The 12,178-nt window shown below is 67.8% G+C and carries 9 protein-coding genes and 1 pseudogene; 5 read left to right on the top strand and 5 right to left on the bottom strand.

What is annotated here, in order from left to right; all coding sequences use genetic code 11:
* The 5 genes from mnmA to V6M42_RS05855 all read right to left on the bottom strand — a co-directional run.
* Positions 1–1,156 (bottom strand): tRNA 2-thiouridine(34) synthase MnmA (gene mnmA, locus V6M42_RS05875; protein WP_332677782.1); only part of this gene is annotated, 1,156 nt, incomplete at its 3' end.
* A 115-nt stretch (positions 1,157–1,271) separates the two neighbouring features.
* Complete coding sequence (gene sciP, locus V6M42_RS05870) at positions 1,272–1,559, bottom strand: CtrA inhibitor SciP (RefSeq protein ID WP_332657467.1); 288 nt, start codon at positions 1,557–1,559, stop codon at positions 1,272–1,274.
* Positions 1,560–1,723: 164 nt separating this feature from the next.
* The gene (flgE, locus tag V6M42_RS05865; RefSeq protein ID WP_332677780.1) at positions 1,724–3,178 is read right to left on the bottom strand and encodes a flagellar hook protein FlgE; all 1,455 of its coding nucleotides are present in this window, start codon (positions 3,176–3,178) and stop codon (positions 1,724–1,726) included.
* A gap of 51 nt (positions 3,179–3,229) precedes the next feature.
* On the bottom strand, positions 3,230–3,913 hold the full coding sequence (locus V6M42_RS05860; RefSeq protein WP_332657464.1) for a flagellar hook assembly protein FlgD: 684 nt from the start codon (positions 3,911–3,913) through the stop codon (positions 3,230–3,232).
* A gap of 3 nt (positions 3,914–3,916) precedes the next feature.
* Positions 3,917–5,527, bottom strand: coding sequence for a flagellar hook-length control protein FliK (locus V6M42_RS05855; RefSeq protein WP_332677778.1), 1,611 nt, complete (start codon positions 5,525–5,527; stop codon positions 3,917–3,919).
* Positions 5,528–5,920: 393 nt separating this feature from the next.
* Between V6M42_RS05855 and flgK the strand changes: the two genes are divergently transcribed.
* The 5 genes and pseudogenes from flgK to V6M42_RS05830 all read left to right on the top strand — a co-directional run.
* Positions 5,921–8,035, top strand: a complete 2,115-nt coding sequence (flgK, locus tag V6M42_RS05850; RefSeq protein WP_332677776.1) for a flagellar hook-associated protein FlgK — start codon at positions 5,921–5,923, stop codon at positions 8,033–8,035.
* Positions 8,035–8,964, top strand: coding sequence for a flagellin (locus tag V6M42_RS05845; protein ID WP_332657459.1), 930 nt, complete (start codon positions 8,035–8,037; stop codon positions 8,962–8,964). The genes flgK and V6M42_RS05845 overlap by 1 nt, the downstream gene beginning before the upstream one ends.
* A 63-nt stretch (positions 8,965–9,027) precedes the next feature.
* On the top strand, positions 9,028–10,269 hold the full coding sequence (locus tag V6M42_RS05840) for a putative DNA modification/repair radical SAM protein (protein WP_332677774.1): 1,242 nt from the start codon (positions 9,028–9,030) through the stop codon (positions 10,267–10,269).
* A complete protein-coding gene (locus tag V6M42_RS05835; protein WP_332677772.1) occupies positions 10,269–11,699 on the top strand; it encodes a UdgX family uracil-DNA binding protein in 1,431 nt (476 codons plus the stop codon). The genes V6M42_RS05840 and V6M42_RS05835 overlap by 1 nt, the downstream gene beginning before the upstream one ends.
* Before the next feature lie 117 nt (positions 11,700–11,816).
* Positions 11,817–12,178: pseudogene (locus V6M42_RS05830) on the top strand (ABC transporter permease); the annotation flags it as partial.

The raw sequence follows: 12,178 nt of genomic DNA, 5'->3' as shown, positions 1-12,178 counted from the left end.
CGGCGGGATCGTAGAGGGCGCAGGCCTGACCCGGAGCCACGCCTTCCTCGCCGGTGTCGAACAGGATCGCGACCGCGCCGTCGATCAGGGCCAGCCAGGCCGGGGAGGGCGGACGCGTGGAGCGCACGCGGGCCAACACCGGCGCGCCGGCTTCAGCCGCCGCCTCGATGGTCTCCCCGTCGCCCAGCCAGTTGGTCTCGTCCAGCGTCAGGGACGCGGTCAGCAGGGCTTCGCGCGGGCCGACGATGACGTGGCGCTTCGCCGGATCCAGCTTCGTCACGAACAGGGGCTCGCCCACGGCCACGTTCAGGCCGCGGCGCTGGCCGATGGTGTAGTCGGTGATGCCCGAGTGAGCGCCCAGCACCCGGCCGTCCATGTGGACGATGTCGCCGGCCTCGCGGCCTTGCGGACGCAGCTTGTCGATCAGGGTGCGATAGTCGCCGTTGGGGACGAAACAGATGTCCTGGCTGTCCGGCTTGGCGGCGATGCGCAGGCCCAGTTCCAGGGCGACGCCCCGAACCTGGGGCTTCTCCAGATCGGCCAGGGGGAAGCGCAGATAGTCCAGCTGCTGCGCCGTGGTGGCGAACAGGAAATAGGACTGGTCCCGCGAATGATCGATGGCCTTGCGCATCTGGGCCCGGCCGTCGACGACCGCACGCTTGACGTAGTGTCCCGTGGCCATCGCTTCGGCGCCCAGGTCGCGGGCCACGTCCAGCAGATCGCGGAATTTGACCGTCTGGTTGCAGCGGATGCAGGGCACCGGCGTCTGGCCGGCCAGATAGCTGTCGGCGAACTGGTCGATGACCGCGTCCCGGAACCGGCTTTCGTAGTCGAGGACGTAGTGGGGGATGCCCAGCGTCTCGGCGGCGAGGCGGGCGTCATGGATGTCCTGGCCCGCGCAGCAGGCGCCCTTCTTCTTCAGGGCCGCGCCGTGATCGTAAAGCTGCAGGGTCACGCCGACGACGTCATAGCCCGCCTTGTGCAGCAGGCCGGCGACCACGGTGGAGTCCACCCCGCCCGACATGGCCGCCACCACGCGCGATCCAACCGGCAGGCCGACGGCCGCGCGCGCGGACTCGATCGCCGCATCCATGTCGGCCTGGCCGGTCATGGGGGCGATGTTCGGAACCGGGCAGATGTCCTCGGCGAGCGTCATGGCGCGCTATCTAGTGCGAAACCCGTTCGATTTCGAGGCCGCGGCCAAAAGGAAGCCGGAAACGACAACGGCCGCCTCCGTTTCCGGAAGCGGCCGCTGGACTCGGGGAGAAGATTTACGGGCGGCCGTAGTGCTGGATCCGCGTCGTGCGCAGGCCCTGCATGCCCCATTTGTCGATGGCCTTCTGCCACGCCAGGAATTCCTCGGCCGTCAGACGATAACGCGCCAGGGCGTCGTCCAGGCTGATCAGACCACCACGCACGGCGGCCACGACCTCGGCCTTGCGACGGATCACCCAGCGGTCGGTATTGGCCGGGGGAAGATCGTGCAGCGTCAGCGGCGTGCCGGTAGGCCCGACCACATACTGTTCGCCTCGGCTGTTTAGACGTCGCTCTTGCAACATGGGCTTATGCCTCATTGACCACCACCACTAGGAGCGTGACCATAGCGACCGGCGGCTAAGGGCCGTTTAAGCGTCGTGGTGAAGGAAAGGCTAAAATGCCTTCCGCCCACCCTCTCAACATTCAACAATTGATTCATTGAGGTTTACGGCCCGTTACTGAGAGATCAGCGTTTGATGCTGATCAGCTCGGCCAGCATCTCGTCGGCCGTGGTGATGATCTTCGAGGATGCCGAGTAGGCGCGCTGCGTGGTGATCAGGCCCGTGAACTCTGCGGAGAGATCGACGGTCGAGGCTTCCAGTTGGGAGGCCCCGATCAACCCGGCGCCGCCGGTGCCGGCCGCCTTCAGGTTGTAGGTGCCCGATCCCTGGCTGACGCGGTAGGCGTTGCCCGTGGTCTGGGACAGGCTGTCCGGGCTGGGGAAGGTGGCCAGGGCGATCTGGGCGATCCGGCGCGTGACCCCGTTGTCGAAGATGGCGGTCACGAAGCCGGTGTCGTCGATCTTGACCTCCGACAGGTTGCCGAAGGCCGTGCCGTTGGTCAGCACGGCCTGAACAACGGAAGCGCTGTCGTACTGCGTCAGGCCGCCTGCGGAGGCCGACAGGTCGAAGACCAGGGATTGGTCGTCAATGCCCAGCCCCGGAGCCCATTTGAAGGCCCCCGCCGCCGGAGCCGCGCTGTCCGACGCTGCGAACGAAAGGGTGGCCGCGGCGGGATCGGAGAACAGGGCTGCGGCGCCCATGGCGGCCATGGCGTCCGTATCCAGACGACCGTCCTGGGTGAAGGCGACCAGACCGGTCTTCAGCTGGCCGCTGGTCAGGCCCGCGCCGGTGATGACGTCGGAAGCCGGGATTGCGCGGATCTCGGAGTACCACTGGTTCGGCACGGTGCTCTTCAGGAAGGCGATGGCGACCGTGCGCTGGCCGCCCTTGGAGTCCGAAACCGGAATGGTCAGCTCGAAGTCGGGCTTCACGCCGACGCCGGTCTCAGGATCCCACATGGACATCGAGTTGGTCGCGGGATTGTAGGCGTTGGCGCCGACGGGGACGAGCGAGGCGTCGGCCGCTTCGGCCGAGACCAGCTGGCTGGACTTGATGTTGGCGTTCAGCTGGATGCGGGTCGTCGCTTCCGCGGTGCCGCCGACCGAGCCGACGTTGACCGTGCGCAGACGGTTCAGGTCCGAAGGATCGGTGGCGATGTTGCCCTCGGAGTCGACCGGCCAGCCCTGCAGATACAGGCCGGCGGTGTTCTTCAGGTAGCCCAGGTTGTCGACCGTGAAGGCTCCGGCCCGGGTGAACAGGCGGCTGTCGGTGACCTGCAGGTTCTCGGGCTTCTCGGTGACGACGAAGAAGCCCTGACCGGCGATGCCGAGGTCAGTCGCCGAGGTGGTTCTCTGCAGCTGTCCGGCCTGGCTGGTGTAATGGCGGGCCGTGGCCAGAACGCCGCCTGCGGCATAGCCGGCCCCCTGCGACTGGCTGTTGATGACGGTCTGGAACTCGCCGGCGGTGCGTTTGTAGCCGATCGTGTTGACGTTCGCGATGTTCTGCGAAATCGCCGCGAGGGCGGCGGAGTTTGCGGTCAGGCCGGACACGCCGGCCAGAAGGGCGCTGTTGATACTCATGGCGTGGGCTCCTTACGAAAAACGGTTTGAAAGGGTCATGGGCGAGGCGACTCAGGCCGCGAGGGCCGGGTCCTGGGCTTCTTCAAGGGCGATGACGGTGGCGAGCGGCACGATGGAGTTCCCGATCGTCAGGTAGGCCTCGCCGTCGTACATCTCGACGCCGCTGATGCGGCCGCGGGTCAGGACCTGGGCGTCCAGCGCGCCGCCGGCGGCGTCCTTGGCGATGATCTTCAGCGAATAGACCTGGCCGTCCTGGCCGTCGTTGCCGCTGGTGGCTTTGCCGTCCCAGGTGAATTCATGCATGCCGGTCGTCTTCGCCGGGGCGTCGCCCGACCACACGACCTTGCCGGAGCCGTCCACCACCTGCAGCGTGGCCGAAGCGGCGTTCGCGGCCAGTTCATAGCTCCAGCTCGCCTCGCCGTCGGCCATCTTGGTCGCCGACCAGGCCGCCGTGGCCTCCTTGCCGATATAGGTCGCCGCCTGCCCGAGACCGCCGCCGCTCTGGGCCGAAACCAGGCTCTTGAGCAGGTCGTTGGTCAGCAGCTGCTGCTCCACGCCCGCCATCTGGGTCAGCTGCGCGGTGAACTGGTTGGAATCGACCGGCGACAGCGGGTCCTGGTTCTTCAGCTGCGAGGTCAGCAGGGCCAGGAAGGTCTCGAAATTCGAGGCCAGCATGCCAGTGCCTGCGCCGATACGGGCTGCGGCGTTATTGGTGGTTGAGACGGCGTCGACCATCGATCAGACCTTCAGATCCACGCCCGAAGGCGAGAGGGAGAGCGCCATCCAGCGGGGAGGCTGGGCGACATCGATTTCGTCATTCAGGCGGGCGGCGGCGGCGAAGGCGCGGTTCTGGCCGTGGCGGGCGTCCTGGCCCCGGTCGAAGCTGCTGGATCCGCTGTCGCGCTCGGCGAATTCGAAGGCGTCTTCGGCCAGATGGAAACCTGCATCCTCGAGCTCCCGCCGCAGCTCGTCCACCCGACCGCGCATATCTGTCGCCGCCAAGGGGTTGTCGAACGCCAGCCGGGCGGCCAGACGGCCTTCGGAGTCGATGTCCAGCTTGACGTCCACCCGGCCGAGATCGTCGGGCGTGAGCGCCATTTCGAACCGTGTCGAACGGCCCTCAAGCTTGCGCAGAATCTGGGCTGCGATCTGGGCCGTGGCGTCGATGGTGGCGCGCGACAGGCCCGACAGGCTGGTCTCCCGCGCGGGCACCGTGGTCGAGGCGGAACCCGACGTGGTCTCGCTCGCCGGGGCCGCGTCGATGGACGGCGCCTCGGCGCCGGGGCCTTCCCCGGCCGCCTTCGTCGCAGCTTCGGTCGGGCCGCCGATCCGGTCAGGAGCCGTCTGGGAGGCCGGCGACGCCGATGGAGCCGCGACGGAGAGGCCGGCGTAGGTCGGGCCTGACGCGGAGGCGGTATCCTCCGAGATCTTGCCGGATGGCGGGTCAAGCGGTCGGGAGGTCCGCTCCGCGAGCGCGCGCAGCGGCGGCGGCGCGGGCTGGGAGGAGGGCGGCGCGACCACGTTCGGGGCGTCGGCCGCAGCCTTCTTGCCGGTCGTCGCGGCGGCGGGCGAAGCCGGAAGTTCGGGTGCGGGGGCGTCAGCCGCGACGGGACCGGGTTCCGGGGCCGCTCGGGTCCCCGCTGCAGCGCCGGGCTCGGCGCCCGAAGCGGCGGCCTCCGGCTTGGTGCTGCCCGTCTGGCGCAAGATGCGCGGTTCGATCACCGGAGGGGACTGGATGGGCGCAGCAACGACAGACGGCTGATCGGTGCGGATTTGCTGCGGGACGGAGGGATCGACGTCTTTCGGCGTCTCGACGGCCTGGGTCGACGCGGGAGCAGGGACGGGATCGCCTTTGGCCTTATGCGGCATGGGCGGATCGATCGCAGGCGTCGCCGCGGCGCGGGGAGCGTCGGATGGTCGATCATCGCCGGCCTGTTGCAGGATCGAGGGATCGAGGCCGGGCGTGGCCTCGGCGGCCGGGGCGACAGGCGGTTGGGTGACGCTGGGCTGTCGCAGGTCGGTCGGATCGATCTCGGGTGCAGTTTCCGCGGCGGGAACGGCAGTCGGCGCAGGCGCTTCTGCCCCGGCGACGACGGGCTCCATGGCGGGTGCGGCGACGGGCGGCGCGATCGGGACCGGCGCGACCAGGATGATCGCGGGAGCCGCAGCGTCCGAAGCGTCTTTCGCGGCGGCGGGCGCGGCCTCTTCCGCTTCTACAGCCGCCGTCTCCTTGTCGATGCAGGTCGCCAGCAGGCTCTCGAAGCCGGTCGCGTCGGCGGCGCCGCTCGACCCTTGCGGGGCGCTGGCTTGGACAGGCGCGATGACGGACGGCAGGGCGAGGGCGGACATTGTCCCGATGGGATGGTCGCAATGGCGATGGTGACTTGGGCGCGTGCTGCGCCGGACATTCGGAACCCGTGGCGCAAGTCGCGGGCCACCCGGATTGGCGAGCCAAAGTCACTGAAACTACGCAATAAAATCCCGCGCCGCAGAGTCCCCGCGTCCGACTTGCCCGGTCGAAACTTGCCGCGTGCCGACGTTTCTTGCCCGGCGCCAGCGGCGCTGGAATGGCGAGGTGCGGATGGCCCGCGCCTTGCGCCCCTCATGGGTCATGACCCAGGCGCGAAACGCGATAGCGCGTAAAATCAAGGACTTGCTCCCGGCGCCCTCGCAGGCTGCCGGGCAAAAAACGCTCTTCGGCTGGCAGGGCTTGCCGGGCGCCGTGCGGATGGAGGCTGCCGGATGTCGCTGAACGCCATCATGAACACGGCGACGTCGGGGCTGGCCACGGCGCAGACCCAGTTGCGCGTCGTCTCGGACAACGTCTCGAACGTCAACACGCCCGGCTATGTCCGCAAGATCGCGGATCAGCGCACCCTGACGGGTCAGGGCATGGGCTCGGGCGTCGAGGTCTCGCGCATTCGCCTGGCGACCGACCGCTTCCTTCAGGCCGCGAGCCTGAACGCGGGCGCCAACGCGGCCCGTGAAGGCGTGCGCTATGAACTGTACGACCGCATCCAGTCGTTGTTCGGGGATCCCGGAAGCGACACCGGCTTCTTCTCCCAGGTCGACGGCGTCTTTTCAGCCTTCTCCGCCAGCGCCGAGGATCCGACCTCCTCGCCGCGCCGCCAGGATGCGCTTTTCAAGACGCAGGCCCTGTTCGACGAGGCGACCCGTATCGGCAAACAGATCCAGGCCGTTCGCGAGGACGCAGACGGTCGCATCCAGAGCGCGGTGGAAAAGACCAACGCCCTGCTCAAGCAGATCGAAAGCCTGAACCTGGAAATCGCCCGCGCGACCGCGGTGAACGGCGACGCTTCGGGCGCGGAAACGGCGCAGGCGGCCCTGATCGGGCAGTTGGCCGAACTGGTGGACATCCGGGTTTCGGTCCGGTCGGTCGGTGGCGTGTCGATCCGCACGGGGTCGGGCACCCTGCTGGCCGGCGAAGGCGCGGCGACTCTCGAATACAACAGGGCCGGCACCGTCACGGGCGAGACGGCCTTCAACGAGATATGGATCACCGAGCCAGGCGGCCAGAAGCGCTCGCTGCTGGACAGCGTCGTCTCGGGCGAGATCAAGGGTCTGGTCGAGCTGCGCGACCTTGAGGCCCCGGCCGCCGCCGAACGGCTGGCGGAGCTCGTGTCCCATGTGGCCGACGAACTGAACCGGGCCCACAACGCCAACTCCTCGGTGCCTGCCCCGGTAAGTCTTTCCGGTCGCAACGTGGGCCAGTCGTTCGAGACCGCGATCGCCGGGTTCACCGGCCGGACAACGGTTGCGGTGACCAATCCCGCGGGCGTCATCCAGACGAGGGCGGATATCGTCTTCTCGGGTGCGACCATGACGGTGAACGGTGCGCCCACCACGCCCGCCAACTTCCTTGCCGAGCTGAACCTCCAGCTGGGCGGTGCGGCCACGGCCAGCTTCACCAATGGTCGTCTCAGCATCGCCACCACCGCTCCGAACGGCGTCGCCGTCGCTGACGATCCGGCCGCCCCCTCCAGCAAGGTAGACCGGGGCTTCTCGCACTATTTCGGCCTGAACGACCTCATCTCCACCGACCGGCCGGCCTTCTATGACAATGGACTGACGGTAGGATCCGCCCACGGCTTCACCCCCGGCGAGAAGCTCACCTTCCGGTTTACGAGCGAGAGCGGGGCGCGGTTGCGCGACCTTGAGGTCTCCATCCCTCCCGGCGGGACGGTGGGCGACCTGATCACCCAATTGAACGATCCGGCCCTTGGGGTCGGCCGGTTCGGCAGCTTCGCGCTGGCGGCCGACGGAACGCTCGCCTTCACCGGCTTTGGCAACCCCGCCCCGACTCTCAGCGTCCTTGCGGACACCACGACACAGATTCCGTCGGGCGTATCGGTGACAGAGCTGTTCGGCATCGCCGGAGGCGGCCGGTCGTCCCGCGCCGACGGCTTCTCCCTTCGCTCGGACATCCGGCAGACGCCTTCCAGGCTGGGGCTGGCGCAACTCAATCTGTCGGCCGCGCCGGGCACGCTGGCCTTGAGCATCGGCGACGGTCGCGGGGCGCTGCTCCTCGCCGACGCCGGGGAGAGATCGTCCAACTTCCAGCCCGCGGGCGGCTCCACGGGCGGTCCGATCTCGGTATCGCGTTACGCATCGGAGCTTTCGGGCGAGATCGGCGGACGGGCCGCCGCGTCCAGGAACCGTCAGGAGACGTCCGCCGCCCTGTATACCGAGGCGTCCGCGCGCCAGACGGCGCACGAGGGGGTCAACCTGGACGAGGAACTGGTGCTGATGACGACCTATCAGCAGGCCTTCAACGCTTCCGCCCGCCTGATCCAGGCGTGCAAGGACATGTACGACACGCTGATTGGAATGATCTGATGACCCGCGTCGCCACCTACGGAAACTATCAGTCAGCCCTGCTGAACCTGATGAACACCCAGACCCGTTCAGCCGACGCCCAGGAGCGGGTGTCGACCCAGAGGAACGCCACCGACCTGACCGGCTTCGGACGACAGTCCGAAACGCTGACGGCGCTGATGGGCGCGCAGAGTCGAATCCAGGGCTTTATCGACACGGCGGAGGCGGTGACCTCGCGCCTCACCACCCAGGATCTGGCCATGGGCCAGGTCAACGACGGTATCAACAACATGCGCGAAGCCATCGGCAACGCGCTCTCCATGGATTCCGCCGTCTCGCTGATGCTGGAGATGGAGGGCCAGTTCCAGTCCGTTCGGGTGGGTCTGAACACGCGGCACCAGGGCGGCTATCTGTTCGCCGGCGCCTCGACCACGACCGCGCCGCTCTCGCCGGCCAATCTGGCGGAACTGGCCGCCGCGCCCACCCTCGCCTCGGTCTTCAACAACGACACGCTCAAAACCGCCAGCCGCGTCGCGGATGGAACCACCCTGGAAACCGGCTTCCTCGCCGACGAACTGGGTACGGATGTGCTGAGCATCCTGCGGGACATGCAGAATTTCCACGTCACCGCGGGGCAGGGGCCTCTGAACGACAAGCTCACCGAGGCGCAGAAGACCTTCCTCATCACCCAGCTCGGCCGTCTGGAACAGGCAGGCGCAGGGGTCGTCGCCAAGATGGCCAGGACCGGTTCGATGGCGAAACAGGTCGAGAGCATCTCTACCGGCCACACAGCCCAGAAGAATGCGCTGGACGAACTCGTGTCGGACCGCACCGACGCGGACATGGCGAAGGCTGTGACCGATCTCCAGCTTTCGCAGATCGCCATCCAGGCCTCGGCCCAGGTGCTGGGTCAACTCCGCCAGGTCTCGCTGCTCAACTATCTGAGCTGACGCGGCAATTCGTTCCTATGGCTACGCTGGACCCGGCCTGCGTTATGGAACATACCATGAACAATGGCCCAGATCGACCTCCGCCGAAAGCTGTCCATCCTTGCGGATGCGGCCAAATATGACGCCAGCTGTGCGTCGTCGGGCACGTCGAAGCGCGACTCGGTGGGCGGCAAGGGCGTCGGTTCGACCGAAGGCATGGGCATCTGCCACGCCTACACCCCGGACGGCCGATGCGTTTCGCTGCTCAAGATCCTGCTGACGAATTTCTGCATCTATGACTGCGCCTACTGCATCAACCGCGCATCCTCGAACGTGCAGCGGGCGCGGTTCAGCGTGGACGAGGTCGTCGAGCTGACGCTGAATTTCTACAAACGAAATTATATCGAGGGCCTGTTCCTGTCGTCGGGCATCATCCGCTCGGGCGACTACACGATGGAACAGCTGGTGCTGGTGGCCAAGACGCTGCGCGAGCAGCACGACTTCCGCGGCTACATCCATCTGAAACTGATCCCCGAGGCCGATCCGAAGCTGATCGAGGAGGCCGGCCTCTACGCCGATCGGCTGTCGGCCAACATCGAACTGCCGCGCGACGAGGCGTTGCAGCGACTGGCTCCGCAGAAGGACGTCGGGGTCATCAAGAAGGCGATGGGCCAGGTGCGGCTGAACGTGGAGGCCGCGCGTCCGCAACCGAAGGACCGGGCGAAACCGCCAAAATTCGCGCCGGCGGGGCAGTCGACCCAGCTGATCGTCGGTGCGGACGGCGCGCCCGACACGGAGATCATCGACCGGTCGGCGTCCCTGTACGGCGGCTACGGCCTGCGACGGGTCTACTACTCGGCCTTCAGCCCGATTCCTGATTCCTCCAGCGCGTTGCCGCTGTCGAAACCGCCGCTGATGCGCGAGCACCGGTTGTACCAGGCCGACTGGCTGATGCGGTTCTACGGCTTTTCAGCCCCCGAGATCGGCACGGCGACGGTGGATGGCATGCTGGATCTCGCCATCGACCCCAAGCTCGCCTGGGCGCTGAACAGCCGGGCGTCGTTTCCGGTGGATGTGAACACCGGACCGCGCGAGATGCTGCTGCGGGTGCCGGGTCTGGGCGTGAAGTCGGTCGACCGGATCCTTCAGGTTCGCCGATGGCGGACGCTGCGGCTCGAGGACATCGGGCGGCTTTGCCGGGGCGTCGACAAGGTGCGGCCCTTTATTGTCGCCCTGGACTGGACCCCGGGCGGCTTGACGGACGCGGCGGATCTGCGCGCCCGGGTCGCGCCCGCACCCGGGCCGGTCCAGTTGAGCCTGTTCTGATGCAGGCGGCGGTTCTTGAGGGCGAGGCGGACTTCGACGGCTGGCGCCGGGCGGCGCGGGGTTTCCGCCAGGCCGGCGTGGTCCCGGGCGAGGCCGTCTTCCGGATCGGTGATGCGGGGGGCGGACTGTTCGACCACGCCCCGCCGCTGGCCGCGATGGAACCCGTGTTCGGCGTGCCCCAGGCCTTCGTCGACCTGGCGCGGGAGGTGATCCTGCACCGCTCGGCGGACCGGTTCGATCTGATGTACCGGCTGCTGTGGCGGCTCCGTGACGAGCCCGACCTGATGAAGGTCGTCACTGACATCGATGTGGCCGACGCTCTGGAGCGGGCCAGGAACGTCAGCCGGGCCAGCCACAAGATGAAGGCCTTCGTCCGGTTCCGGCAGGTCGAGGATAGGGAGGGCGAGCGGTGGGTCGCCTGGTTCGAACCGGCCCACAGGGTGGTGGAAAAGACGGCTCCGTTCTTCGTAAGACGTTTCACCACCATGCGGTGGTCGATCCTGACGCCGGACGGCAGCGCGGTCTGGGATGGAGCGGCGCTGACCCTCGGCCCCCCGGCGACACGCGACATGGCGCCCGCAGAGGACGAGATCGAGGAGTTCTGGAAGACCTACTACGCCTCGACCTTCAACCCGGCGCGGCTGAAGACCAAGGCCATGCAGGGCGAAATGCCCAAACGATACTGGAAGAACCTGCCCGAGGCGGCGCTGATCCCGGAACTGGTGGCGCAGTCGGCGGTTCGAACCGACGCCATGGTCGCCACCCCCGCAGCCCCGCCGAACCAGCGTCTGGCGAGGACGCTGTCGCGGATGAACCGCGATCATTCGTTCGACGAAGGTTTCGTTCCGTCGACCCTGGAAGAGCTGGGGCAGGCGGTCCAGGCCTGCCGCCGCTGCCCGTTGTGGCGCGACGCCACCCAGGGTGTCTGCGGCGAGGGGCCCAAGCGGGCGCGGCTGATGATCGTGGGGGAACAGCCAGGCGATCAGGAGGACCTGGCGGGCCGTCCGTTCGTCGGTCCCGCCGGCGGCGTACTGGACGCCGCGCTGGCTGAAGCGGGGATCGACCGCGACGATGTCTTCGTCACCAACGCCGTCAAACACTTCAAACACGAGCCGCGCGGGAAGCGGCGCATTCACAAGACGCCCCTGACCAGCGAAGTCAGCGCCTGCCGCTGGTGGCTGGACGCCGAGCGGCGACTGGTGAAGCCGAAGGTGATCCTGACCCTCGGGGCGACGGCGGCGCTGGGCGTGCTGAACCGCAAGGTCGCGGTCACGAAGGAGCGCGGGGAGGCGCTCGCGCAGCCGGACGGGTCGCGGGTGCTGCTGACTGCGCACCCTTCATATCTGCTGCGGTTGCCGGACGAAGAGAGCCGGAAGGCGGAACGCGGTCGTTTCGTCGATGATCTGAAACGCGTCCGCAGGTTGCTTTGACGCCAAACGCCTGAAACCGTGGCTGAACGAATACGGCCGGGTGGCGTTGTAAGGTCTGCCCCAGCTTTGCCGTTTGGGCGGCGTAGGCAAAACGACCGGCGCAATCTAGGTAGGGGCATGGCCGCAGCGGATTTCCAGATCGACGACGGCAAACCCGGTCTGACCCTGCGTCTGACCGGCGACTGGACGGCGACCGAACTGGGCCGGATCTCGCGCCGGCTCGACGATGAGTTGCACGACCGCAAGGTCGTGGCCGTGGACCTGTCGGAGATGGGCCGTTTCGACACGGCCGGGGCCCTGGCCATCGTTCAGGCCGCCAACTGCGTCCTGCCGCAATCCGCCTGGGAGCAACGCCCCGAGGCCGGCCGCACCTACGCCATGGTCGAGAAGCTCGAGCGCGAAAGCGCCGGGCCGCCGCCGCAGTCTCCGGGCTGGGTGCGCGGCTTCGCCAAGGTCGGACGCGGGGTCGGCGACATCGT

It is taken from the genome of Brevundimonas sp., from assembly GCF_036677305.1.
In the GTDB taxonomy this organism is placed as follows: Bacteria; Pseudomonadota; Alphaproteobacteria; order Caulobacterales; family Caulobacteraceae; genus Brevundimonas.
The sequence above is the reverse complement of the archived record's forward strand: the minus strand, read 5'-3'. Positions and strand labels throughout refer to the sequence as shown.

Coding starts and splice junctions, on each gene's coding strand:
- V6M42_RS05845 (WP_332657459.1), top strand. CDS start 8,035: ATGACCCGCGTCGCCACCTACGGAAACTATCAGTCAGCCCTGCTGAAC.
- V6M42_RS05860 (WP_332657464.1), bottom strand. CDS start 3,913: ATGGTCGACGCCGTCTCAACCACCAATAACGCCGCAGCCCGTATCGGC.
- V6M42_RS05835 (WP_332677772.1), top strand. CDS start 10,269: ATGCAGGCGGCGGTTCTTGAGGGCGAGGCGGACTTCGACGGCTGGCGC.
- V6M42_RS05855 (WP_332677778.1), bottom strand. CDS start 5,527: ATGTCCGCCCTCGCCCTGCCGTCCGTCATCGCGCCTGTCCAAGCCAGC.
- flgK (WP_332677776.1), top strand. CDS start 5,921: ATGTCGCTGAACGCCATCATGAACACGGCGACGTCGGGGCTGGCCACG.
- flgE (WP_332677780.1), bottom strand. CDS start 3,178: ATGAGTATCAACAGCGCCCTTCTGGCCGGCGTGTCCGGCCTGACCGCA.
- sciP (WP_332657467.1), bottom strand. CDS start 1,559: ATGTTGCAAGAGCGACGTCTAAACAGCCGAGGCGAACAGTATGTGGTC.
- V6M42_RS05840 (WP_332677774.1), top strand. CDS start 9,028: ATGGCCCAGATCGACCTCCGCCGAAAGCTGTCCATCCTTGCGGATGCG.